The organism is Mycobacterium sp. PO1 (assembly GCF_017312405.1).
GTDB lineage: Bacteria > Actinomycetota > Actinomycetes > Mycobacteriales > Mycobacteriaceae > Mycobacterium.
The window spans coordinates 11486-35739 of record NZ_BLTG01000074.1 but is presented as its reverse complement, the minus strand read 5'-3'; the positions used below and the strand labels follow the sequence as shown (position 1 = coordinate 35739).

The 24254-nt window shown below is 69.1% G+C and carries 22 protein-coding genes; 7 read left to right on the top strand and 15 right to left on the bottom strand.

All coding sequences use genetic code 11. The features are described from left to right. Positions 1 to 48: 48 nt before the first annotated feature. From murI to clpS, 8 genes are read right to left on the bottom strand one after another with little or no spacing between them, the layout of a single operon-like run. Positions 49 to 894, bottom strand: coding sequence for a glutamate racemase (gene murI / locus J3476_RS21560; protein ID WP_207068395.1), 846 nt, complete (start codon positions 892 to 894; stop codon positions 49 to 51). Continuing rightward, complete coding sequence (locus J3476_RS21555) at positions 891 to 1574, bottom strand: rhomboid family intramembrane serine protease (protein ID WP_179967530.1); 684 nt, start codon at positions 1572 to 1574, stop codon at positions 891 to 893. Before J3476_RS21555 ends, murI begins: the two co-directional genes overlap by 4 nt. Further along, positions 1565 to 2548 (bottom strand): cysteine synthase, encoded by a 984-nt coding sequence (locus tag J3476_RS21550; RefSeq protein ID WP_207068394.1) that lies wholly within the window; start codon positions 2546 to 2548, stop codon positions 1565 to 1567. Before J3476_RS21550 ends, J3476_RS21555 begins: the two co-directional genes overlap by 10 nt. 11 nt (positions 2549 to 2559) lie before the next feature. Continuing rightward, on the bottom strand, positions 2560 to 2841 hold the full coding sequence (locus J3476_RS21545) for a MoaD/ThiS family protein (protein ID WP_152518047.1): 282 nt from the start codon (positions 2839 to 2841) through the stop codon (positions 2560 to 2562). 25 nt (positions 2842 to 2866) lie between these two features. Further along, positions 2867 to 3280: a Mov34/MPN/PAD-1 family protein gene (locus J3476_RS21540; RefSeq protein ID WP_207068393.1), complete on the bottom strand. Its 414-nt coding sequence runs from the start codon at positions 3278 to 3280 to the stop codon at positions 2867 to 2869. A 42-nt stretch (positions 3281 to 3322) separates the two neighbouring features. Continuing rightward, positions 3323 to 4345, bottom strand: a complete 1023-nt coding sequence (locus J3476_RS21535) for a P1 family peptidase (protein ID WP_207068392.1) — start codon at positions 4343 to 4345, stop codon at positions 3323 to 3325. After that, on the bottom strand, positions 4342 to 4929 hold the full coding sequence (locus J3476_RS21530; protein WP_207068391.1) for a DUF2017 domain-containing protein: 588 nt from the start codon (positions 4927 to 4929) through the stop codon (positions 4342 to 4344). Before J3476_RS21530 ends, J3476_RS21535 begins: the two co-directional genes overlap by 4 nt. Positions 4930 to 4936: 7 nt before the next feature. Beyond that, positions 4937 to 5239 (bottom strand): ATP-dependent Clp protease adapter ClpS, encoded by a 303-nt coding sequence (gene clpS / locus J3476_RS21525; RefSeq protein WP_207068390.1) that lies wholly within the window; start codon positions 5237 to 5239, stop codon positions 4937 to 4939. Here clpS and J3476_RS21520 point away from each other — a divergent pair. From J3476_RS21520 to J3476_RS21510, 3 genes are all read left to right on the top strand, one after another. Further along, positions 5238 to 6662 carry a nicotinate phosphoribosyltransferase gene (locus tag J3476_RS21520; RefSeq protein WP_207068389.1) on the top strand — a complete coding sequence of 475 codons (1425 nt, stop codon included), beginning with the start codon at positions 5238 to 5240 and terminating at the stop codon, positions 6660 to 6662. The genes clpS and J3476_RS21520 overlap by 2 nt on opposite strands. Before the next feature lie 4 nt (positions 6663 to 6666). Further along, positions 6667 to 8796: an ATP-dependent DNA helicase gene (locus J3476_RS21515; protein WP_207068388.1), complete on the top strand. Its 2130-nt coding sequence runs from the start codon at positions 6667 to 6669 to the stop codon at positions 8794 to 8796. A 102-nt stretch (positions 8797 to 8898) separates the two neighbouring features. After that, a complete protein-coding gene (locus tag J3476_RS21510) occupies positions 8899 to 10344 on the top strand; it encodes a peptidase (RefSeq protein WP_207068387.1) in 1446 nt (481 codons plus the stop codon). On the opposite strand, the gene J3476_RS21505 is transcribed toward J3476_RS21510, so the two are convergent. Both J3476_RS21505 and glgP read right to left on the bottom strand, forming a co-directional pair. Next, positions 10341 to 11186, bottom strand: a complete 846-nt coding sequence (locus J3476_RS21505) for a virginiamycin B lyase (protein WP_207068386.1) — start codon at positions 11184 to 11186, stop codon at positions 10341 to 10343. The two genes, J3476_RS21510 and J3476_RS21505, sit on opposite strands and share 4 nt — an antisense overlap. Beyond that, on the bottom strand, positions 11183 to 13822 hold the full coding sequence (glgP, locus tag J3476_RS21500; protein ID WP_207068385.1) for an alpha-glucan family phosphorylase: 2640 nt from the start codon (positions 13820 to 13822) through the stop codon (positions 11183 to 11185). The genes J3476_RS21505 and glgP overlap by 4 nt, the downstream gene beginning before the upstream one ends. Before the next feature lie 245 nt (positions 13823 to 14067). Here glgP and J3476_RS21495 point away from each other — a divergent pair, with 245 nt between their 5' ends. Both J3476_RS21495 and glgB read left to right on the top strand, forming a co-directional pair. Then, complete coding sequence (locus tag J3476_RS21495) at positions 14068 to 16155, top strand: alpha-1,4-glucan--maltose-1-phosphate maltosyltransferase (RefSeq protein WP_207068384.1); 2088 nt, start codon at positions 14068 to 14070, stop codon at positions 16153 to 16155. A 4-nt stretch (positions 16156 to 16159) separates the two neighbouring features. Beyond that, on the top strand, positions 16160 to 18382 hold the full coding sequence (gene glgB / locus J3476_RS21490; protein WP_207068383.1) for a 1,4-alpha-glucan branching protein GlgB: 2223 nt from the start codon (positions 16160 to 16162) through the stop codon (positions 18380 to 18382). Positions 18383 to 18423: 41 nt separating this feature from the next. Here the strand turns inward: glgB and J3476_RS21485 are convergent, their stop codons facing one another. The 3 genes from J3476_RS21485 to J3476_RS21475 all read right to left on the bottom strand — a co-directional run bounded on the left by J3476_RS21485 (position 18424) and on the right by J3476_RS21475 (position 20980). Continuing rightward, entirely contained in the window at positions 18424 to 19326 is a 903-nt protein-coding gene (locus J3476_RS21485) for a tetratricopeptide repeat protein (protein ID WP_207068382.1), read from the bottom strand. 13 nt (positions 19327 to 19339) lie between these two features. Then, on the bottom strand, positions 19340 to 19723 hold the full coding sequence (locus tag J3476_RS21480) for a DUF3817 domain-containing protein (RefSeq protein WP_207068381.1): 384 nt from the start codon (positions 19721 to 19723) through the stop codon (positions 19340 to 19342). A 63-nt stretch (positions 19724 to 19786) separates the two neighbouring features. Continuing rightward, positions 19787 to 20980, bottom strand: a complete 1194-nt coding sequence (locus tag J3476_RS21475; RefSeq protein ID WP_207068380.1) for an acetyl-CoA C-acetyltransferase — start codon at positions 20978 to 20980, stop codon at positions 19787 to 19789. 93 nt (positions 20981 to 21073) lie between these two features. Between J3476_RS21475 and mce the strand changes: the two genes are divergently transcribed. Next, positions 21074 to 21547, top strand: a complete 474-nt coding sequence (gene mce, locus J3476_RS21470; protein ID WP_207068379.1) for a methylmalonyl-CoA epimerase — start codon at positions 21074 to 21076, stop codon at positions 21545 to 21547. A 42-nt stretch (positions 21548 to 21589) separates the two neighbouring features. Here the strand turns inward: mce and J3476_RS21465 are convergent, their stop codons facing one another. Together J3476_RS21465 and nucS are read right to left on the bottom strand one after the other, a co-directional pair. Beyond that, positions 21590 to 21904 (bottom strand): hypothetical protein, encoded by a 315-nt coding sequence (locus tag J3476_RS21465; RefSeq protein WP_286183470.1) that lies wholly within the window; start codon positions 21902 to 21904, stop codon positions 21590 to 21592. After that, positions 21904 to 22575 (bottom strand): endonuclease NucS, encoded by a 672-nt coding sequence (gene nucS / locus J3476_RS21460; protein ID WP_207068378.1) that lies wholly within the window; start codon positions 22573 to 22575, stop codon positions 21904 to 21906. The genes J3476_RS21465 and nucS overlap by 1 nt, the downstream gene beginning before the upstream one ends. Positions 22576 to 22620: 45 nt before the next feature. Between nucS and J3476_RS21455 the strand changes: the two genes are divergently transcribed. Further along, positions 22621 to 24231, top strand: a complete 1611-nt coding sequence (locus J3476_RS21455) for an adenylate/guanylate cyclase domain-containing protein (RefSeq protein WP_207068377.1) — start codon at positions 22621 to 22623, stop codon at positions 24229 to 24231. Positions 24232 to 24254 lie beyond the last annotated feature (23 nt).

Sequence of the window (24254 nt, the reverse complement as noted above, 5' to 3'; positions counted from 1 at the left end):
TGCCCGCCATGGACGTGACGAAAACATCGCCGCTTTCGGCGACGAACGTCATGATCGGCTGTCGGCGTGACGTCGTACCGGCCGGACCCCGTCGAGTGTCGGCCCGAGGAACCGCGCAGCCAGGTCGGTGAAGGCCTCGGGATCGCCGGTGGCCTCGAACAGCCGGGTCGGCCGGGCGGGTCCGGGCAGGCCGTTGCCGGCCTGCGGACGCAGCAAATCCCTCTCGGTGAGGACCCGCAGCAGGTCCTTGGCGGTTTCCTCGGCACTGGACACCAACGTCACGTCCTCGCCCATGGCGAGCTGGATCAGCCCGGACATCATCGGGTAGTGGGTGCACCCCAGCACCAGCGTGTCCACCTCAGCGCGTTGCAGCGGCTCCAGATAACCCTCGGCCAGACCGAGGACCTGCCGGCCGCTGGTCACGCCGCGCTCGACGAAGTCGACGAACCGCGGACACGCCACCGCGAACACCTCGGTGTCGCGCGCCGCGGCGAAGGCGTCCTGGTAGGCGCCGGACGCGATCGTCGCCGCGGTGCCGATGACGCCGATGCGACCGTTGCGGGTGGTCGCCACGGCGCGGCGGACGGCCGGCAGGATGACCTCGACCACCGGTACCGGCGCATAGCGCTCGCGCGCGTCCCGCAGACAGGCCGACGACGCGCTGTTGCACGCGATGACCAGAGCCTTCACCCCACGCGCGGCGAGGTCGTCGCCGATCGCCAACGCGTGGCCACGGATCTCGGGCACGGTGAGCGGACCGTACGGACCGTTGCCGGTGTCGCCCACGTAGATGATGTCCTCGTCGGGCAGCTGGTCGATCACCGCCCGCGCCACCGTCAGCCCGCCGACCCCGGAGTCGAAGATGCCGACCGGGCGCAGCGCGTCGGCGCTCACCGGCCCAGCGACGGCGGCTGCACCGGTCGACGCAACGCCCTCGCCTTCCGTTCGGGACCCGAGAGCAGATAGGCGGCCAGCACGCCGGCCAGGGCTCCGCTGAGGTGACCCTGCCAGGACACCCCGAAGGTGCCCGGCAGCACGCCCAGCAGGATGCTGCCGTAGACGAACAGCACCACGACGCCGATGACGATCTCCCAGATCGTGCGGGTGAAGAAGCCGAACAGGATCAGGAATGTCAACCAACCGAAGATCAGGCCCGACGCGCCGATGTGGTTGGTCTCCACCACGACACCCCGGTAGGAGGGGGCACCGACGTTGCCGATCAACCAGGTACCGAACCCACCGACGATCCAGATGATGGCGGTGGCGAACAGGAAGCGGGACAACCCCGCAAGCGTCATCAGGAAGCCGAGCACCAGCGCCGGGCCGGTGTTGGCCATCAGGTGCTCCCAGTTGGAATGCAACAGCGGCGCGAACAAGATCCCGGTCAGGCCGTCGGTCTCCAGCGGGCGGATCCCGTTGCGGTCGAGCTGGTGTCCGGTCAACGAGTCGAACAGTTCGACCAGCCAGAGCAGGACGACGAACGACACAATGGTCAGTCCGCCGACCAGCCACACCGGGCGCTTCGTGGGCTGCGACGGTGGCCCCGCATAGCCGCCGGCGCCCGTCATGCCCATAGTTGCCCTTCCAACGCGTCCTCCGCGTCATCCAGGCTACCGGCGTACGCGCCGGTCGACAGATACTTCCAGCCGGCATCGCAGACGGTGAACGCGATGTCGGCACGCTCACCGGCCTTGACCGCCTTGGCCGCCATGCCCAGCGCGGCGTGCAGGATGGCCCCGGTGGAAATGCCGGCGAAGATGCCCTCGACCTGGATCAACTCCCGGGTGCGCCGCACGGCGTCGAAGGCGCCGACGGCGAACCGGGTGGTCAGCACTCGCGGGTCGTAGAGCTCGGGGATGAAGCCCTCGTCGATGTTGCGCAACGCGTACACACCTTCGCCGTAGCGCGGCTCGGCGGCGACGATCTGCACGTCGGGCACGTGTTCGCGCAGGTAGCGTCCGGTGCCCATCAGGGTGCCGGTGGTGCCCAGCCCGGCCACGAAATGCGTGATCTCGGGCAGGTCGGCCAGCAGCTCGGGCCCGGTGCCGTCGTAGTGCGCAGCGGTGTTGGACGGGTTGCCGTACTGATAGAGCATCACCCAGGACGGATGCTCGGCGGCCAGCTCCTTGGCGTGTGCCACCGCGGTGTTGGAGCCGCCCTCGGCGGGCGAGAAGATGATCCGGGCGCCGTAGAGCTCCAGGATCTGGCGGCGCTCGATCGAGGTGTTCTCGGGCATCACACAGACCATCTGGTAGCCCTTGAGCATCGCGGCCATGGCCAACGAGATGCCGGTGTTGCCACTGGTCGGTTCCAGGATGGTCGCGCCGGGCCGGAGGCGGCCCTCGCGTTCGGCGTCCTCGATCATCCGCAGCGCGGGCCGGTCCTTGATCGAGCCGGTGGGGTTGCGGTCCTCCAACTTGGCCCACAGCCGCACGTGCGGGGCGGCCCCAGAGTCAGGGGACCCGCCGTCCCACAACGGCGAGAGCCGTTGCAGGCCGACGAGCGGGGTGTTGCCCAGCGCCTGGAGCAGCGAGTCGTACCGGGTCATCGCGGCGGGTCTCAGCCTCCTGCCACGGCGGGCAGGATGGTCACCGAGTCTCCGTCGGAGATGGTGGTCCCCAACCCGCCGGAGAAGCGGACGTCCTCGTCGTTGACGTAGATGTTGACGAAGCGTTGCAGCTTGCCCGGATCGGCCGGGTCGACGAGACGCTCGGAGATACCGGAGTAGTTGGCCTCGAGGTCGGCGATGACCGCGCTGAGCGTGTCACCGGAGGCGCTGACACGCTTCTCCCCGCCGGTGTGGGTGCGCAGGATGGTTGGGATCGACACGGTGACAGACATGGATCGGGTGGTTCCTTTCACGCGTTCAGTACTGCTCGACGATCTGGACGGGCTCTTCGGTCACGACGCCGTCGACGATGCGGTAGCTGCGGAGTTCGTGAGCGTCGGGGTCGCGGGTGGACACCAGGACGTAGTGGGCTTCGGGTTCGGAGGCATACGAGATGTCGGTGCGGCTGGGATAGGCCTCGGTCGCGGTGTGCGAGTGATAGATCACGACCGGGGCTTCGTCGGCGTTGTCCATCTCACGCCACACCTTGAGCTGTTCCCCGGAATCGAACCGGTAGAACGTCGGCGAGCGCTCGGCGTTGATCATGGCGATGAAGCGCTCCGGCCGATCGGAGCCCTCCGGGCCGGAGATCACCCCGCAGGCTTCGTCGGGATGATCGGCCCGCGCGTGCGCGACCATCGCGTCGACGAGGTCGGCACGGATCGTCAGCACCGGACCCCCTTCGTTGCGCCGCCCTGTTTCACACTTCCTCTTTCATTCGAACGCTCCCGGCAACAGACCACGGTAGGTCGGTATTCCAGCGAGCTCCTCAGCAGCCAGAACACCGACCAGCACGGCGCGGGCCAGGCAGTCCGCCGCTGCCGCGCCGACGGCGGTGATCAGCGGCACCTCCGGCGACATCGACGCCGGGGTCGTCGGATCGGGCACGACCTCGACGGCACCGGTGGCCAGTGCGAACACCGTATCGCCGTCCATCGGGGTGTGGCACGGGCGGATGGTGCGCGCCAGCCCGTCCTGCGCCGCGACCGCCACCCGGCGGCAGCCCGCCGGGCTGAGCGCCGCGTCGGTGGCCACCACCGCGATCGTGGTGTTCAGGGGACTGAGCTCGCCGTGACGATCGGCATAGGCCCGACGCTCATCGGCCGGCGGCGGCACCAGCGAGAACTCCTCGATCTGATAGGCCAGCCACGGCAGCCCGGTGTCGGGGTCGACGACGTCGCCGGCAGAGTTGACCACCACCAGAGCGCCGACCGTGACGCCGGACGCCAGGGTCACCGACGCCGTGCCGACACCGCCCTTGAGGACCCCGGCGCGGGCACCGACACCGGCGCCCACCGTGCCGATGCCGACCTCGACGCCGGCCGCCTCGGCGGCGCGGTAGCCGAACTGGGCGTCCGGGCGGCACTGCCAGCCCCCGACCGGCAGGTCGAAGATGACGGCGGCGGGCACGATGGGCACCACACCACCGTCGAGTGCCACGCCTCGCCCGTGGGGTTCGAGCCAGCTCATCACGCCGTCGGCGGCGGCCAGCCCGTAGGCACTGCCTCCGGTGAGCACCACCGCGTCGACTTGCCGCACCGAGTTACTCGGATCCAGCAGGTCGGTCTCGCGGGTGCCCGGGGCGCCCCCGCGCCCGTCCACCGCGCCGACGGTGCCGGGCGGGGTCAGCACGACCGTCGTGCCGGTGGCCCAGCCCGACCCGAGCTGGGCGTCGGGGTCGATGCGGTGGTGGTGGCCGACGAGGATGCCGCCGACGTCGGTGATGCTTCCGCTCACGACCTGTGATTTCCCATCAGACTCAACACCAGGTACTCCTGCAGCACCGTCAACCACTGGTACACGTCAAGGTGGCCGGCCATCGGGTGGTCACCGGGCAGCCGGTCCGGACCGTCGGGGCCGATGTCGAGCATCGTGCCCAGCGCCAGCCGGACGTCGTTGACCGCCGAGGCCCACGCCTGCGCATCGTCCTCGCTGAGCTCGAACTTGCCGCCGCCGGCCGGGACGGTGTCGAGCAGCCGTTGCGCCGCTTCACGTTTGGCGTCGATGATCTCGGGCTCGTGCAGGCTGCGCAAAGCGCTGTTGAGGCTCTCCGCGGTACCCGAACCCGCCGGATGCTCGGTGGCTTGGCGGTAGAAGTCGGGCAGCAGCCGCTTCATCGTGTCATCTTGCGGGGGAACGGAATTGCCCGTGCGCATGCCGGTGATCTCGGTGAGTTCGTCGGCCGGCGCCGACGACTCACGGTCATCGAGCATCCCGACCATCGACGAGACCAGGCTGCTCAGCAGGTCAGCCTCGTGGGCGGCCAATGCTGAGCGGTAACGCGGCCCCTCGGGGCCCTCGACCCGTTTCCATTTACGCACCGGCCGGTCAGCGATCCTGCTGCAAGGTTGCCCACAGCCCCGCGGCGTGCAGTTTGGACACGTCGACCTCCATCGACTCCCTGGTACCCGCCGACACGACCGCCCTGCCCTCCTGGTGCACCTGCATCATCAGTTTCGTCGCGTGCGGTTCGCTGTAGCCGAAGAGCTTCTGGAACACATAGGTCACGTACGTCATCAGGTTCACCGGATCGTCCCAGACGATGGTCACCCAGGGGACGTCTGCCGCGGCGTCCTCGACGACGTCCTCGTGCTCGCGCGTTCCCGGTCGTGCCTCCGCCGGCGTCACCATGCCGTCGAGAATACCGGGGACGCGGTGCTGGTTCGAAGTCACGCCGACCCGATACGGTTGGCCGGTGACTTCGTCGACGAGCGGATCTGCCGGTTCGGTCCCCGGCCTGCCGGTCGCGCTGCTGACCGACAAGTACGAACTGACGATGCTGGCAGCGGCGCTGCGCGACGGCACCGCCCACCGCCGCGCGACCTTCGAGGTGTTCGCCCGTCGCCTGCCCGCGGGCCGGCGTTACGGCGTGACCGCGGGTACCGCCCGCCTCCTGGAAGCGTTGCCGCAGTTCAGGTTCGACGACGCTGCTCTGGATCTGGTGTCCGGCTTCTGCGACGACGAGACGATGCGGTACCTGGCCGACTACCGGTTCACCGGCGACGTGGACGGTTACCCCGAGGGCGAGTTGTACTTCCCGGGCTCGCCGGTGTTGTCGGTGCACGGCAGCTTCGCCGAGTGCGTGGTCCTCGAGACGCTGGCACTGTCGATCTTCAACTTCGACTCCGCGGTGGCCTCTGCGGCCGCGCGGATGGTCGGCGCGGCCGGTGGGCGCCCGCTGATCGAGATGGGTTCCCGGCGCGCCCACGAGCAGGCGGCGGTCGCCGCCGCGCGGGCGGCCTACCTCGCCGGTTTCACCGGGTCGTCGAACCTGGAGGCGCAGCGCCGCCACGGGGTGCCGACGTTGGGCACCAGTGCGCACGCGTTCACCCTGCTGCACACCGTGGCGGGCCAACAGCAGTCCGACTGGGAGCGCGCCGCGTTCCGCGCCCAGGTCGACGCGCTGGGGGTGGAGACCACGCTGCTGGTCGACACCTACGACATCACCGCCGGGGTCGCCAACGCCGTCGCGGTGGCGGGCCCGCAGCTGGGCGCGGTCCGGATCGATTCCGGCGACCTGGGCATCCTCGCCGGCCAGGTTCGCAAACAGCTCGACGGCCTGGGCGCCACCTCGACTCGCATCGTGGTCTCCGGCGACCTCGACGAGTTCGCCATCGCCGCGCTGCGCGCCGAACCCGTCGACATGTACGGCGTGGGCACCTCGGTGGTCACCGGTTCGGGTGCACCGACAGCCGGAATGGTCTACAAGCTCGTCGAGGTCGACGGCATCCCCGTCGAGAAGCGCAGCAGCCACAAGGAATCCCACGGCGGACGCAAACACGCGACGCGGCTGGCCAAGGCGTCGGGCACGATCGTCGAAGAGGTGGTGCACCCCGTCGGGGCTTCGCCGCAGACACCGGACGGGCTCGCGGCCCGCGCGTTGACTGTGCCGCTGGTGCGCGACGGCGAACCGGTGGCGGATCTGAGCCTGGAGGCTGCCCGCCGCCGCGTCGCGCAGGGGCTGCGGAGCCTGCCCTGGGACGGGTTGAAACTGTCCAAGGGCGACCCTGCCGTCCCCACCCGGATGATCGCCCCCGCCGCGCACCGCGGCTGACGCGATGTCCGAGATCTCCGGGGTGTCCGAGTCGTCGCAGGTGTCCGAGTCGTCGCAGGTGTCTGAGTCGTCGCAGGTGTCTGAGTCGTCGCAGGTGTCTGAATTGGCCGAGGAGTCGGCGGTGTCGGCCGCCTCCGAGCCGGCTGAGACCGAGACCAGTGAGATCCGCCGCTTGCTGGCCGCGGCCGTCGAGGGACTGGGGGGCGCACGCCGCGACGGTCAGATCGCGATGGCCGAGGCGGTCGCGCGCGCGTTCGCCGACGGTGAGCATCTGGCCGTGCAGGCGGGCACCGGCACCGGTAAGTCCCTGGCCTACCTGGTGCCCGCGATCGCGCAGGCCCTGACCGACAATCGGCCGGTGGTGGTGTCGACGGCGACGATCGCCCTGCAGCGACAGCTGGTCGACCGCGACCTGCCCCGCCTGGCGGACTCGCTGACCGCTGCCCTGCCCCGCCGACCCGACTTCGCACTTTTGAAGGGACGAGGGAACTACCTGTGTCTCAACAAGATTCACAACGGCAGCAGCGGCGAGCCGGAAGACCGGCCGCAGGAGGAGCTGTTCTCCCCGACCGCGGTCAGCGCGCTGGGTCGCGATGTGGCCCGACTGACCGAGTGGTCGTCGTCGACGTCGACCGGTGACCGCGACGAGTTGAGCCCCGGCGTCCCCGACCGGTCGTGGGCGCAGGTCAGCGTGTCGGCACGGGAATGCATCGGGGTGTCCCGGTGCCCGTTCGGCACCGACTGTTTCGCCGAGCGGGCCCGTGAGCGCGCCGGCCGCGCCGACGTCGTCGTCACCAACCACGCGCTGCTGGCCATCGACGCCATGGGCGACGCCAACGTGCTGCCCGAACACGAGCTGCTGATCGTCGATGAGGCGCACGAGCTGACCGATCGGGTGACCAGTGTCGCGACCGCCGAGTTGTCCGCCACGTCGCTGGGTGTCGCACAGCGGCGCGCCGCGCGGGTGGTGCCCGCCGAACTGGCGCAACGGCTCGACGCCGCTGCGGCGACACTCACCTCGGCGATCTTCGAGGCTGAGCCCGGACGGATCGACGTCCTCGACGACGAGCTCGCCACCCATGTGACCGCGGTGCGGGACGCGGCGAGCGCGGCGCGCACCGCCATCGACACCTCGCCGTCGGATCCGAAGTCGGCGTCCGCCCGCGCCGAAGCGGTCACAGCGCTGCTCGACGTCAGCGATACCGCCGCGCGGATCCTGGATTCGTTCGTGCCCGCGATCCCCGACCGCACCGACGTGGTGTGGCTCGAACGCATCGAGGACACCCGCACGGGGACCCGGGTGTTGCTGCGGGTCGCGCCACTGTCGGTGGCGGGGTTGCTGCGGCACCGGCTGTTCGACCACACCACCACAGTGTTGACGTCGGCGACCCTGACCATCGGCGGCAGTTTCGACGCGATGGCCCGCGACTGGGGTCTGGCGAGCGCCACCGACGACAAGGCAGCGGCATGGCGGGGCCTGGATGTCGGATCGCCCTTCGACCACGCCCGCTCCGGCATCCTCTACGTGGCCGCGCACCTGCCGCCCCCCGGCCGGGACAGCACCGGCACCGCAGAGCAGCTCGACGAGATCGCCGCACTGATCGCGGCCGCCGACGGACGGACCCTGGGACTGTTCTCCTCCATGCGCGCGGCCAAGGCCACCGCCGAGGTCATGCGGGAACGGCTCGACACCCCGGTGCTGTGCCAAGGCGACGACAGCACCTCGGCACTGGTGGCCCGCTTCGCCGCCGACGAGCCGACCTCGCTGTTCGGCACGCTGTCACTGTGGCAGGGCGTGGATGTGCCCGGGCCGTCGCTGTCGCTGGTGCTCATCGACCGGATCCCGTTCCCGCGCCCCGACGACCCGCTGCTGACCGCCCGCCAGCGCGCCGTGGCGGCCCGCGGCGGCAACGGATTCATGGCCGTCGCTGCCACCCACGCCGCACTGCTGCTGGCCCAGGGTGCCGGCCGCCTGCTGCGCCGGGTCGACGATCGCGGCGTGGTGGCCGTACTGGACTCCCGGATGGCCACCGCACGCTACGCGGGATTCCTGCGCGCGTCGCTGCCGCCGTACTGGGCGACCACCGACGGCGCAGCCGTGCGGGCGGCGTTGCAGCGCCTGCGGGCGGGCTGAACCGGATCGTCTCGACCGCGCCGGTGAGCCGTGCGTCGAACTATTCTGGCATCGGGTCCGTTGCGGGCGGTCAGCTCCCGCGCCGCCGCCGAAGGGAGTGCCATGGGTCGACGACGGCTGGTGGGGGCGACGGTCGCCGTCTGCTCGGTGCTGCTCGGCACCGCCTGCTCGACGGCGGTGCAGGGTGAGGCGGTGTCGGTGTTCCACGATCCGTTCAACGTGGCCGGGATGCCGGCCACCGACGGTCCCAGCGGCCTTCGGCCGGGCGCGTCGGGCCCCGACCGCGACATCGAGGGTTCCGACGGCGGCAGGATCGACGAGTTGGCCGGCGGCGCGATCAGTGACATCGAAGAGTACTGGCAGACCGCCTATCCGGCGACCTTCGACGACGAGTTCAGTCCCGCCAGCGCCCTGATCTCCTGGGACGCCAACGGTTTCGACGGAGTGTTCTGCGAAGAGGACACCTACGGACTGGTCAACGCCGGCTTCTGCTATCTGGACCGGTCCATCGGATGGGACCGCGGTGAGCTGTTGCCGTCGCTGAAGCGTGCGCACGGAGACATGGGTGTGGTCATGGTGCTGGCCCACGAATACGGCCACGCGGTGGCCCGGCAGTCCGGCATGGCCGACGAGGACACCCCCACACTGTTGTCCGAGCAGCAGGCGGACTGCCTGTCCGGGGCGTACATGCGCTGGGTCGCCGAGGACAGCTCGCCGCGCTTCACCCTCAACACCGGCGAGGGCCTGAACAACGTGCTGGCCGGCGTCATCTCGTTCCGCGACCCCGTGCTGACCGAAGGCGATCCCGATGTCGGTTACGACGAGCACGGCTCGGCGTTCGAGCGCGTGTCGGCGTTCCAATTCGGCTTCACCGACGGCCCGAACGCGTGCGCCGCGATCGACATGCGAGAAATCGGCCAGCGCAGGGGGGATCTGCCCGTGCTGCTGCCCGAGGACCAGACGGGGGAACTACCGGTCACCGAGGACTCGGTGTTCTCCATCGTCGAGGCGATGGACATCCTGTTCGCGCCCGCCGATCCCCCGGCGCTCAGTTTCGATGCGGCCGAGGCCGACTCCTGCGCCGATGCCCGGCCCAGCCCGCCGGCGTCCTACTGTCCGGCGACCAACACCCTCGTCGTCGACCTGCCCGCCCTGCAAGACCTCGGCGCTCAAGCTGATCCGACGGACGCCGCGACGCTGGCCATCGGCGACAACACCGCCTATTCGGTGCTGATGTCGCGCTACATGATGGCCCTGCAGCATCAACGTGGCGGTGTCGCGCTCGACGACGCCAGCGCCGCGCTGCGCACGGCCTGCCTGACCGGGGTGGCGACGGTGAAGATGTCGAAGGAGGTCACGACCCCGGATGGCAACACGGTGGCGCTGACCGCGGGCGATATCGACGAGGCGGTGTCGGGCATTCTGACCAACGGCCTGGCGGCAGGCGACGTGAACGGCGAAACCGTGCCGTCCGGCTTCTCCCGGATCGACGCGTTCCGGCTCGGTGTGCTCAGCGACACCGACAGGTGCTTCCAGCGGTTCCCCTAAACCGGCAGCCGCAGAACATAACCCGCCTCCAGTGCCACCCACAGTGCGCTGTCGGCGGCGACGGCCATGCCGTGCGGTTCGCTGCCTGCCGGCAGGTCGATGGTCACGACCTCGCCGTCGGCGCTGACCCGGGCGATCTGGTCGGCGCCCCACAGGCTCACCCACACACCGCCGACCGGGTCGGGCACCACGGCGTGCGGCTTTCCCGGCAGGTCGAGTTCCTGGATCGCATCGTCGACCGGGATGCGGCCGATGCGCTCGGCCGCGATCGCGGTGAACCACACGCAGTCGTCGTGGGTGGCGCAGATGCCCACCGGCCCGGATCTCGGCGTCGGCACCTCGCGCGTCGTCAACCGCCCGGTGAGGTCGAGCCTGCCGATCGCGCCGGCCTGGTTCATGGTGAACCACAGCGCTCCGTCCGGGCCCGCGGTGATCATCGACGGCATACCGCCGACGGGCCACTCCTGCACTGTGCCGTCGTCGTCGAGCCGGCCCACCACACCGCTGCCCGTCGCGGTGTACCAGAGTGCGCCGTCCGGCCCGACGGCGAGACCGAATGGCGCACTGCCGGTGCTCAATTCGACTGCGGACTGATCACCGTCGATCGTGATGCGGCCGATGCGGTCGTCACCGGCGCGGGTGAACCACAGCGCTCCGTCGCGCGCGGCGGTGATCAGTGACGGCCGGCTGTCCGGGGCCACCGCGAATGTGGTCAGCGCACCGCTGTTCGTCACCCGCGCCACGGCTCCGCCGTGGACGAGCGTCACCCACATCGCTCCGTCGGGACCGGCCGCCACCGCATACGGCCCCCCGTCGACGGGTACCTCGAGCAGCGCCGTCACGCCAGCGTGACCAGGCCCAGCTCCGCCTCGCCCGAAAGCAGACGATGATGGGGCAGCACGCGCACGGTGTAGCCCACCGGCCCGGTGATCGGTAGCGACATCGTCGCGGTGAACACGTCGGCGCCGTGATCGGTTCGTCCGGTGTGCGTCATCGGCACTGTGACGGGGTCCAGCAGCGTCGCGCCGGCATCCACCCGGCCGATCAGCGCCTGCACCGCGACATCGGTGGCCCGCAGTCCGTCGAGTCGCACGAGCGCGGTCAGCGTCAGCTCCGAGCCCAGCAGCGGCGTGTCCGGCAACCCGGAGCTGTCCACATCCTCGATCGAGATCCGCGGCCATGACCGCTCCACGCGGTGCCGGTAGGCGGCGAGTTCCCGGGCGGCACCGAACGGCTCGGCGAAGTCACCGGCCCCCGCCGACACCGGCTCGATGGTCTGCCGCAGCGAACGCGCCGCCGGGAAGTAGTACTTCTCGGCGTACTCCTCGACCATGCGTGAGGCCAGCACCTTGGGCCCCAGGTCCTGGAGGGTGTGGCGGACCATCTCGACCCACCGCCTCGGTACCCCGTGTCCGTCCCGGTCGTAGAACTTCGGCACCACCGCCTGCTCCAGCAGGTCGTAGAGCGCCGCCGCCTCCAGGTCGTCGCGACGGCCGTCATCGGCCAGACCTGCGGCGGTGGGGATCTCCCAGCCGTTCTCCCCGTCGAACCACTCGTCCCACCAGCCGTCGCGGATCGACAGATTGAGCCCGCCGTTGAGGGCGCTTTTCATCCCCGACGTGCCGCAGGCCTCCAACGGCCGCAGCGGGTTGTTCAACCACACGTCGCAGCCGTGGTAGAGCGTGCGCGCCATCGACATGTCGTAATCGGGCAGGAATGCGAAACGGTGCCGCACGTCGTGGCGGTCGGCGAAGCGCACGATCTGCTGGATCAACGCCTTGCCGCCGTCGTCGGCCGGGTGGGCCTTGCCGGCGACGATCAACTGCAGGGGTCGCTCGTCGTCGAGAAGCAGCCGGGCCAACCGGTCGGGGTCACGCAACATCAGTGTCAGCCGCTTGTAGGTGGGCACCCGCCGCGCGAACCCGATGGTCAGTGCGTTGGGGTCGAACGCGGTGGCGATCCACCCGAGCTCTGCCTCGGCCGCGCCGCGCTCCAACCATGACCGGCGCAGCCGCCGCCGGACGTCGTCGATCAGCGCCTCCCGCAACTGGCCGCGGATCCACCACAGATGGCCGGGGTCGACCTTCTGCAGACGCTCCCAGACGTGCGGTTCCCGCAACTGGGCCAGGTCGTCGGCGCCGAGCAACTCCCTGCCGAGCTCCAGCCACTGCGGCGCGGCCCACGTCGGCCCGTGCACGCCGTTGGTGATCGACCCGATCGGCACCTCGGCCGCGTCGAAGCCCGGCCAGAGCTCGCTGAACATCTCCCGGCTGACCCGTCCGTGCAGCAGCGAGACGCCGTTGGCGCGCTGAGCCAGCCGCAGCCCCATGTGGGCCATGTTGAATTTCGCCGGGTCGTCTTCGGCGCCGAACGACAGCACCCGGTCCACCGGGACGCCGGGCAGCAACCGCGAGCCATGGCCGTCCGGCCCCGCACCGAAATAGCGCTCCACCAGATCCAGCGGGAACCGGTCGATACCGGCCGGAACCGGGGTGTGGGTGGTGAACACGGTCGACGAGCGGACGACGGCCAGCGCCGTGTCGAAGTCGAGCCCGGCCTCGATCAGTTCGCGGATCCGCTCGACACCGAGGAAGCCGGCATGGCCTTCGTTCATGTGGAAGACCTCGGGACCGGGCAGGCCCCGAAGTTCGGTGAACGCACGGATCGCGCGGACGCCGCCGATGCCGGCCAGGATCTCCTGCCGGATGCGGTGCTCCTGGTCGCCGCCGTACAGCCGGTCGGTGACGGTGCGCACGTCGTGGTCGTTCTCCGGGATGTCGGAGTCGAGCAGCAGCAACGGGATCCGACCCACCTGGGCGATCCAGATCCGCGCCGAGAGCGTCACGTCGTCGGGCAACGTGAGCTCGATCAGGACCGCTTCGCCGTCGGCACCGGTGAGCAGACGCAGCGGCAACCCCTGCGGATCCAGCGAGGGGTAGTTCTCGTGCTGCCATCCGTCGGCGGTCAGCGACTGCCGAAAGTATCCGGAGCGGTAGTGCAGGCCGACCGCGATCAGCGGCAGTCCCAGATCGGAAGCCGACTTCAGATGGTCGCCGGCGAGGATGCCGAGCCCGCCGGAATAGTTGGGCAGCACCTCGGCGACGCCGAACTCCATCGAGAAATACGCGATGCCGTGCGGCAACGCCACCGCGGGGGCGTTGCCGTCGCTGACCTCGGCGGCGCGCTGCTGATACCACAGCGGACGGGTGAGATAGTCCTCCAGCTCAGCGTCCAGCGTCTCGACCCGCTGGACGAACGACGGGTCGGCGGCCAGCTGCTCGAGTCGCTCGGGACCGACGTGGCCGAGCATCGCCACCGGGTCGCCTCCGGTGTCCTGCCACAGCGCGTCGTCGATGGACTGGAACAGGTCCTGCGTCGGCTTGTCCCAGGACCAGCGCAGATTCGTCGACAACCGCTCGAGCGGGGCCAGCCGGTCGGGCAGATGAGCGCGGACGGTGAACCGGCGAAGGGCTTTCACGCGTGTCACCTTACTGGCGACCGGCAAACACGCCCTGCGTCCCGCGGCCGTCGCCGATCGGGCGATCGGTCGCTCCCGCTTCGCCCTCCGCGTGATTGAGCTGCGCACTACGGTGGGTATAGGCGCGAGAGGGCTGTTGAGGGATCTGTGAACGAACCGGTCGACGACGAACCGGACGACGACGACACTCCGCGCAGGGTTGCGCCGGTTGTGCGCCACGGCAGGAAGTGGGAGGAAACGGATCAGTGACCGCGGGCCGTATCGAGATCGATGACGTTGCACCTGTGGTGTCCGGTGGGCGTTTCCCCGCCAAAGCGGTGGTGGGCGAGGTGGTGCCGGTGACCGCGACGGTGTGGCGGGAAGGACACGATGCGGTCGCCGCGACGCTGGTGGTCCGTTATCACGGACCCGGCTATCCCCCGCTCGCCGAGGAGCCCGCGGGGTTGGCCCGGCCGCAGGCGGTGCCGATCGACGAGGTGGTGACGCCCGCGTCCCGGATACGACCCACCACGTACCCGATGGCGACGGGGCGCACTCCCGACGTGTTCCACGGCCAGTTCACCCCCGATGCCGTCGGTCTGTGGACCTACCGGGTGGACGGGTGGGGCGATCCCATCGCGACATGGCGGAGCCACGTCATCGCCAAGCTCGACGCCGGCCAGAGTGAGGGCGAGCTGGACAACGACCTGATGGTGGGCGCCCGGCTGCTAGAGCGGGCCGCGACCGGGGTGCCCCGGCAGGACCGCTATCCCCTGATCCTGGCGGCCGAGCGGCTGCGCGAGCCCGGCGACCCGTTCTGGCGGGCGGGTCCGGCGCTCGCGCCGGAGGTGACCGAACTCGTCGACCAGTACCCGCTGCGCGAGCTGGTCACCCGCGGCGAGCAACACGGCGTGTGGGTGGATCGGCCTCTGGCCCGGTTCAGTTCGTGGTACGAGCTGTTCCCCCGCTCGACCGGCGGCTGGGACAGTTCCGGGCACCCCGTGCACGGCACGTTCGCGACTGCCGCCAAGGCGCTGCCGCGTGTCTCGCGGATGGGCTTCGACATCGTCTACCTGCCACCCATCCACCCGATCGGCAAGGTGCACCGCAAGGGCCGCAACAACAGCGTCACCGCCGGTCCCTCCGACGTGGGATCGCCGTGGGCGATCGGCAGCGACGAGGGCGGCCATGACGCCGTGCACCCCGACCTCGGCACCATCGACGATTTCGACGAATTCGTCGCCGCCGCCCGCGGCGAGGGGCTGGAAGTGGCGCTGGACCTGGCGCTGCAGTGCGCGCCCGACCACCCGTGGGCGCGTGAGCACCCCGAGTGGTTCACGGTCCTTCCCGACGGCACCATCGCCTACGCGGAGAACCCGCCGAAGAAGTATCAGGACATCTACCCACTGAATTTCGACAACGACCCGGCCGGCCTCTACGAGGAGGTGCTGCGGGTGGTCCGGTACTGGGTTTCCCACGGGGTCAAAGTGTTCCGTGTCGACAACCCGCACACCAAACCGCCGAACTTCTGGGCCTGGCTGATCGGGGAGGTCAAGAACACCGACCCCGATGTGCTGTTCCTGGCCGAGGCGTTCACCCGCCCGGCGCGCCTGTTCGGGTTGGCCAAGCTGGGCTTCACCCAGTCCTACACGTATTTCACCTGGCGCACCGCCAAATGGGAGCTCACCGAGTTCGCCGAGTCGATCGCCGAGCACGCCGACTACAGCAGGCAGAGTCTGTGGACGAACACGCCCGACATCCTGCACGAGAGCCTGCAGCACGGCGGCCCCGGAATGTTCGCCATTCGCGCTGTCATGGCCGCGACGATGAGCCCGACCTGGGGCATGTACTCGGGCTACGAGCTGTTCGAGCACCGTGCGGTGCGTGAGGGCAGCGAGGAGTACCTGAACTCCGAGAAATACGAGCTGCGGCCGCGCGACTTCGACGCTGCGCTGGCTGACGGCGAGTCATTGGAGCCGTTCATCACCCGGCTCAACGAGATCCGCCGGGTGCATCCGGCTCTGCACCAGTTGCGCACCATCACGTTCCACCACATCGACAACGACGCGTTGCTGGCCTACAGCAAGTTCGACCCGGTCACCGGTGACCAGGTGCTCGTCGTGGTGACGCTGAACCCGTTCGGCCCCGAAGAAGGCACTTTGTGGTTGGACATGGCCGCGCTGGGAATGGAACAGCAGGACCGGTTCTGGGTGCGGGACGAGATCACCGGAGAGGAATACCAGTGGGGTCAGAGCAACTACGTGCGACTCGAGCCGGCCCGTGCCGTCGCGCACGTGCTCAACATGCCCCAGATTCCAGCCGACCAACGAATGACCCTTCTGCGTAGGGAGTGACCACATGACCAACGCGTCCAACCTGACCGACCAGATCGAGAGCCCGCATCTGCGGCCGCACACCGCCGACCTGAACCGGTTGCTGGCCGGTGAGCACCACGACCCGCACTCGGTGCTCGGCGCCCACGAATACGACGACCACACGGTGATCCGGGTGTACCGCCCGCACGCGGCGAAGGTGAACGCTCTGATCGGCGGTGCCCGCCATCCGCTGACCCACATCGAGGCCGGGCTGTTCGCCGTCGCGGTGCCGTTCACCGACCTCGTCGACTACCGCCTCGAGATCAGCTACTCCGAGGACGAGTCGGGGTTCGTCCACACAGTGGCCGACGCCTACCGGTTCCTGCCGACCCTGGGCGAAATCGACCTGCACCTGTTCGCCGAGGGTCGCCACGAGCGTCTCTGGGAGGCGCTGGGTGCACACCCCCGGAGCTTCACCACCCCCGACGGTGAGGTCACCGGTGTGTCGTTCGCCGTGTGGGCACCCAATGCCAAGGGCGTCAGCGTGATCGGCGACTTCAATCACTGGGGCAACGAGGCCCAGATGCGCGTGTTGGGCTCCACCGGCGTCTGGGAGCTGTTCTGGCCCGGCTTCCCCGAAGACGGGCTCTACAAGCTGCGTATCCATGGCGCCGACGGCGCGGTCACCGAGCGGGCCGACCCGATGGCCTTCGCCACCGAGGTGCCCCCGCAGACCGCGTCGCGGGTGTTCCAGAGCGACTACACCTGGGCCGACGAGGACTGGATGGCCCAGCGTGCCCTGCGCAATCCGGTGTTCGAGCCGATGAGCACGTATGAGGTGCACCTGGGTTCGTGGCGTCCGGGCCTGAGCTACACCGAGCTGGCCGAACAGCTGACGAAGTACGTCGTCGACCACGGGTTCACCCATGTCGAGATGCTGCCGGTGGCCGAGCACCCGTTCGGCGGTTCCTGGGGTTACCAGGTCACGTCCTACTATGCGCCGTCGTCCCGCTTCGGTTCGCCGGACGAGTTCCGCCACCTCGTCGACACATTGCACCAGGCCGGGATCGGCGTGCTCGTCGACTGGGTGCCGGCGCACTTCCCCAAGGACGCGTGGGCGCTGGGCCGCTTCGACGGCACGCCGCTCTACGAGCACGCCGACCCGCGCCGCGGCGAGCAACTCGACTGGGGTACCTATGTGTTCGACTTCGGCCGCACCGAGGTCCGCAACTTCCTGGTCGCCAACGCGCTGTACTGGCTGCAGGAGTTCCACGTCGACGGCCTGCGTGTGGACGCGGTGGCGTCGATGCTCTACCTGGACTACTCGCGTCCGGAAGGCGGCTGGACACCGAACCAGTACGGGGGGCGGGAGAACCTCGAGGCGGTCCAGTTCCTGCAGGAGATGAATGCGACCGTGCACAAGGTCAGCCCCGGCATCGTCACGATCGCCGAGGAGTCCACGTCCTGGCCGGGCGTGACCCGCCCGACGAACCTCGGCGGGCTGGGCTTCTCGATGAAGTGGAACATGGGCTGGATGAACGACACGCTGGAGTTCATCAAGCGTGACCCGATCTACCGGACCTACCACCATCACGAGATGACGTTCTCGATGCTCTATGCGTTCAGCGAGAACTATGTCCTGCCGATCAGCCACGACGAGGTGGTGCACGGAAAGGGCACGTTGTGGGGCCGCATGCCCGGCAACGACCACATGAAGGCGGCCGGGATCCGTGGTTTCCTGGCCTACCAGTGGGCGCATCCGGGCAAGCAGCTGCTGTTCATGGGGCAGGAATTCGGACAGCGCGCCGAATGGTCCGAGGAGCGTGGCGTGGACTGGTTCCAGCTCGACGAGCACGGGTTCTCCGACGGCATCCTGCGGCTGCTGACCGACGCCAACGAGATCTACCGCACCCGCCGGGCGCTGTGGTCCCGGGACACGCAGCCCGAGGGCTACTCCTGGATCGACGCGAACGACTCGGCCAACAACGTGCTGAGCTTCCTGCGCTTCGGCGACGACGGTTCGTCGATGGCGTGCGTGTTCAACTTCTCCGGCTCTGAGCACGCCCGCTACCGGCTGGGGCTGCCGCACGCCGGGAGGTGGCGCGAGGTGCTCAACACCGACTCGGACACCTATCACGGCTCCGGAATCGGGAACTACGGTGCCGTCGAGGCCAGCGACGAACCGTGGCACGGCCGGCCGGCTTCGGCGGTGATGACGCTGCCGCCGCTGTCGGCGTTGTGGTTCGAACCCGAGTCAGCCCCGTAGGAGACGCGCAGACTGGTCCGGCAGGTCGCGCTTTCTGCGGTTCAGTACAGCGCGCTAGCCAGGTTGCGCCTCCCGGCGATCACCGCGGGGTCGGCGGGATCGAACAGATCGAACAGTTCGATCAGCCGGGTGCGCACCGCGGTTCGGTCGTCTCCCGTCGTGCGCTTGACCAGACCGGTCAGCCGGGCGAACGCTGCCTCGACGTGCTGTTCGAGGATCTCGACGTCGGCGGCGGCGAACGCCGCGTCGATGTCCTCGGGGGCCGCGTCGGCCACGGCGACGGCGTCGCGCCGATGGGCGGTGGCGCGCTGCAGGAAGGCGATCTGGCGGACCGCGCCCTTGGCTTCGGCATGGTTCGGGTTGGCGTCCAGGATCTTCTGATACGCGCTTCGGGCGGCATCGAAGTCGCCGCTGTCGAGGAACGTCCGCGCCTGTTCGACCTCGGGGTCGACCTGTTCGGGGGCCTCGGCGTCACCGGTGCCGCTGAGCTTGCCCGCGGTGGCCTCGAGCAGTGAATCGACCCAGCGGCGCAGCTGCTCGGGCGGTTGCATCCCCTGGAAGCTGGACAGCGGCTGTCCGGCGGCCAGCGCCACGACGGTCGGGATCGCCTGCACGCCGAACATCTGGGCGACCCGGGGCACCGTGTCGACATTGACGGTCGTCATCGCCCACTTCGGCCCGTCCTGAGCGGACAGGCCGGCCAGCACGTCGCCGAGCTGGACACTGGCGTCGCTACGCGGGGACCACAGCACCACGACGACCGGGACCTCGTTGGAGCGGACCAGCACCTCGGCTTCCAGGTTGGCCTCGGTGATCTCCACTCCGCCGGGGCCCGCGGGCGGACCGGATGAGGCGCCCTCGGTCGTCGCCGCCCGCTGTTTGAGTGCCGACAGATCCACTGCGCCCGCCATGGCAGGCGAGATTCGGGGTCCAGGACGAGTCACGGGTTCAAGTGTGTCACGTCGTTTCGGGGACCGTCCGACCCGGCTGCGCGACACCCGCCGCCGCCGTCGGAGCTCCGATCCGACCGGTCCGATCAGCCCATATGAGGAAGATCACACTGCCCAATGGCACGATGCTGCCCAGCAACGCCAGCAACCATGTCACCGCGGTCCAGCGGTGCGAGATCCCGACGACCGCGGCGGCCACCAGGAACGCCACGAAGACACCCCCGTGGACGGGCCCGAACACCTTCACCCCGATCTCCGTCTGCGGTGAGCCGAGGTATTTGAAGTACATCCCGATCAGCAGGCCGATCCAGCTGGCCGCCTCCGCCAACGCGATCAACCGGAACCACCCCGCCGCACTGCGGATGTCGTAAGCGCTTGATTGGTTCGCCATGGCCGCCATTGTGCCCGACGCCGCCGCCAGCTACTACATTGCGTCGTTGGCCATGCGCCCTGTTCAGGGCCTGCGGAGCACCAGCGCGTCGCCCTGGCCGCCGGCGCCGCACAGCGCGGCGACGGCATAGCCGGAGCCCTTCCGCGCCAGCTCCAGCGCGGCGTGCAGCGTGATCCGTGCTCCCGACATCCCGATCGGATGCCCGATCGCGATGGCTCCACCGTCGGTGTTGACCTTCGCCTCGACCGTGGCCTCGTCGAGGCCCAATTCCTTGGTCGAGGCCAGCGCGACCGCGGCGAACGCCTCGTTGATCTCGATGACGTCGAGATCGTCGACCGAGATGCCTTCCTTGGCGATCGCCTTCTTGATCGCGTTGGCGGGCTGGCTCTGCAGCGTGGAATCTGGACCAGCGACGACCCCGTGGGCGCCGATCTCGCACAGCCACTGCAGGCCCATCTCCTCGGCCTTGGCCTTGTTCATCACCACGACCGCACAGGCGCCGTCGGAGATCTGGGATGCCGAGCCCGCGGTGATGGTGCCGTCCTTGCGGAACGCCGGGCGCAGGCCGGACAGCGATTCCGCGGTGGTGTCGGCGCGAACCCCCTCGTCCTCGGTGAACTCCACCGGGTCGCCCTTGCGCTGCGGGATCTTCACCGGCACCACCTCATCGGCGAACACCCCGTCCTTCCACGCGCGGGCGGCCTTCTGGTGCGACGAGGCGGCGAACTCGTCCTGCTGGGCACGGGTGAACCGGTCGGTGTCGTTGCGTTGTTCGGTCAGCGCGCCCATCGGCTGATCGGTGAAGACGTCGTGCAGACCGTCGTAGGCCATGTGGTCCAGCGCGGTCACATCGCCGTACTTGTAGCCGGAGCGGCTGTTCATCAACAGGTGTGGGGCCTGGGTCATGGACTCCTGACCGCCGGCGACCACGACGTCGAACTCACCCGCGCGGATCAGCTGATCGGCCAGTGCGATCGCGTCGATGCCCGACAGACACATCTTGTTGATCGTCAGCGAGGCCACATCCCAGCCGATGCCGGCGGCCACCGCGGCCTGGCGCGCGGGCATCTGCCCGGCGCCGGCGGTCAACACCTGGCCCATGATCACGTACTCCACCGCCGAGGCGGGAACCTGCGCTTTGTCCAACGCCCCGGCGATGGCCACCGCACCCAGGTCGCTGCCGGAGAAGTCCTTCAGTGACCCCATCAGCTTGCCTACCGGCGTCCGGGCTCCAGCAACGATCACCGACGTCGTCATGACTACCTCCAACTGCGTTTCACGGACCGCCTGACAGGCTATCCACTGCACCCGAGCTATTCGAAACCGATCTGATTAGGTTACCTTTGCGTTATGACCGCCGAGCAGACTGACGCCCGTCCTGTGCTGGCCACCGCGCTGGTCACCGCCATCGATCACGTCGGCATCGCCGTGCCTGACCTGGACGTGGCCATCAAGTGGTATCACGATCATCTGGGCATGATCGTGCTGCACGAAGAGATCAACGAGGAGCAGGGCGTCCGCGAGGCGATGCTGTCCGTACGCGGCGCTCCGATGGGCAGCGCGCAGGTGCAGCTGATGTCGCCGATCGACGAGTCCTCGACGATCGCGAAGTTCATCGACAAGCGCGGGCCGGGTCTGCAGCAGCTGGCCTACCGGGTCAGCGACATCGATGCGCTCACCGAGAGATTGCGCGAGCAGGGTGTGCGGCTGCTGTACGACGCACCGCGTCGCGGCACCGCGAATTCCCGCATCAACTTCGTCCATCCCAAGGATGCCGGCGGGGTGCTGATCGAACTGGTCGAACCCGCCGCCGACGATCACTGAGTCCACCGAGGACTCGCGCCCCGACCTGTCAACACCGAGGTCTCACGACCACTTCCTGGTCGGACCGCGGGTGGCGCGGTTGGCCCAACACGACGTGTGCCAGTGCCGACGGTCCTCGACGCCGGCCGCGTCCGTCGCCGGCCACACCACGACGTGCGCGGTGGCCGGCCTGATCTCGTGGTCACAGCCCGGACACCGGTAGACCTTCACCGCACGCGCCGCAGCGACCGAGCGCACCTCGTAGTCGTGGCCGTCGGCGCCCGGTTCGACACGACGCGACGACGGGAACCGAACCTGCCCGGGGGTTGGCTGTCCGCCACCGCGCCTCGTACCGCCCGCCCGCCGTCGCCGGGCCATCAGAACAACCGGTACTCGTCGCTGTCCATGCCGCGCATCTGGTCGTAGTCCAGCGTCAGGCAACGAATTCCGCGGTCCGTGGCCAGCGTGCGTGCCTGCGGCTTGATCTGCTGGGCCGCGAACACCCCGGCCACCGGCGCCAGCACGGTGTCGCGGTTGAGCAGCTCGAGATAGCGGGTCAGTTGTTCGACGCCGTCGATCTCACCGCGGCGCTTGATCTCCACCGCCACCGACCGGCCCTGCTCGTCGCGGCACAGCAGGTCCACCGGTCCGATCGGGGTCATGTACTCGCGGCGCACCAGCGTGTACCCGGCGCCGAGAAGTTCGACGTGTTCGGCCAGCAGCGCCTGCAGATGCGCCTCCACCCCGTCCTTGACCAGCCCCGGGTCGACCCCGAGCTCGTGGCTGGAATCGTGCTCGATCTCTTCGACGGTGATGCGCAACTGTTCGCCGGCCTTGTTCTCCACGACCCAGACCGGCGATTCACCGTCAGGATCCTCGACCACCCAGCAGGGTGGGCTCATCCAGTTCAAGGGCTTGTAGGCGCGGTCGTCGGCATGCACGCTCACCGACCCGTCGGCTTTGAACAGCAGCAGGCGCCGCGCCGAGGGCAGGTGCGCGGTGAGCCGGCCGACGTAGTCCACGGTGCACAGGGCGATCACGAGACGCACCGATCCACCTTAAACGCCACGGGTGGTGGTTAGGCTGACGCCACCATGACGGGCAACAAGACAGCGGCGCAGCGTCTCGGCCGCGTGTTGGAACGTGTGACCAACCAGAGCCCGCGAGTGGGGTCGACCCCCGAGTACGGGTCGTGGATTCTGGGCCGGGTCTCGGAGAGCCAGCGCCGGCGACGGGTGCGGATCCAAATCATCCTGACCACCTTCGTGGTCGTGGCGAATCTGATCGGGATGGGTGTCGCCACGCTGGTGATCACCGTGGCGTTCCCGATCCCCAACGTGTTCGCCCCCGATGTCGCCTGGATCTCGTTCATCGTCGTGCCGGTGTACCTGGCGACCGCGTTGGTGGTCGGGGTGTTCTGGGCCACCCGCCGGGTGATGAACAACGTGCGCTGGGCGGTCGAGGAACGCACCCCCACCGCCGAGGACCAGTACAACACCTTCCTGGCCCCGTGGCGGCTGACCCGTGTGCTGCTGGTCCTGTGGGGCCTCGGCACCGTGGTGCTCACCGCGCTGTACGGCTGGCACGACACCGACTACATCCCCAAATGGCTTCTGGGAGTCAGCTTTCCGGGCATCGTCGTCTCGGCCAGCTGTTACCTTTTCACCGAGTTCGCGTTGCGTCCCGTGGCCGCCCAGGCGCTCGAGGCGGGCCGCCCTCCCCGGCGGTTTGCCGAAGGGCTGATGGGCCGCACGATGCTGGTCTGGGCGCTGGGCTCCGGCGTGCCGGTGCTCGGCATCTTCCTGGCAGCGCTGATCACGCTCATCCAACGCAATCTGACGCCGACGCAGTTCACCGTCGCGGTGATGATCCTCGCCGCGTTCGCGCTCGTGTTCGGCGCGATCCTGATGTGGATCCTGGCCTGGTTGACGGTCACACCCGTCCGAGTGGTCCGATCGGGGATGAACCAGGTCGAGCGTGGTGATCTGGAGACCAACGTCGTCGTCTTCGACGGCACCGAACTCGGCCAGCTGCAGCGGGGTTTCAACTCGATGGCGGCCGGCCTACGAGAGCGCGAACGGGTTCGCGACCTGTTCGGTCGACACGTCGGCCGCGAGGTCGCCGCACTGGCGGAGAAGGAGCGACCCGAACTGGGCGGTGAGGACCGCTACGCGGCAGTCGTTTTCGTCGACATCATCGGCTCGACGAAGCTGGTGACCAGTCGGCCCGCCGGCGAGGTCGTCGAATTGCTGAACAGGTTCTTCGCGGTGATCGTCGAGGAAGTGGATCGCCACCACGGGCTGGTCAACAAGTTCGAGGGCGACGCGGTGCTCGCCGTGTTCGGCGCTCCGGTGTCGCTGGAGCATCCCGAGGACGAATCACTGGCCGCAGCCAGACAGATCAGCCGCAGATTGCGTGAGGAAGTCCCGGAGTGCGAGGCCGGGATCGGCGTCGCGGCCGGCACGGTGCTGGCCGGCAACGTCGGCGCCCAGGAACGTTTCGAATACACCGTGATCGGCGAGCCGGTCAACGAAGCGGCCCGGCTGTGCGAACTGGCCAAGGACTACCCGCAGCGGCTGGTCGCCTCCGCCGAGACAGTCGCCAACGCGACCGAAGCAGAACGCTCGCGCTGGTGTGAGGGCGAGACGGTGACGCTGCGTGGCTACCGCGAGCCGACCGAGCTGGCCGTCCCGGCCGAACCGTGACAGGCGCGCCGGCCCGACACTTC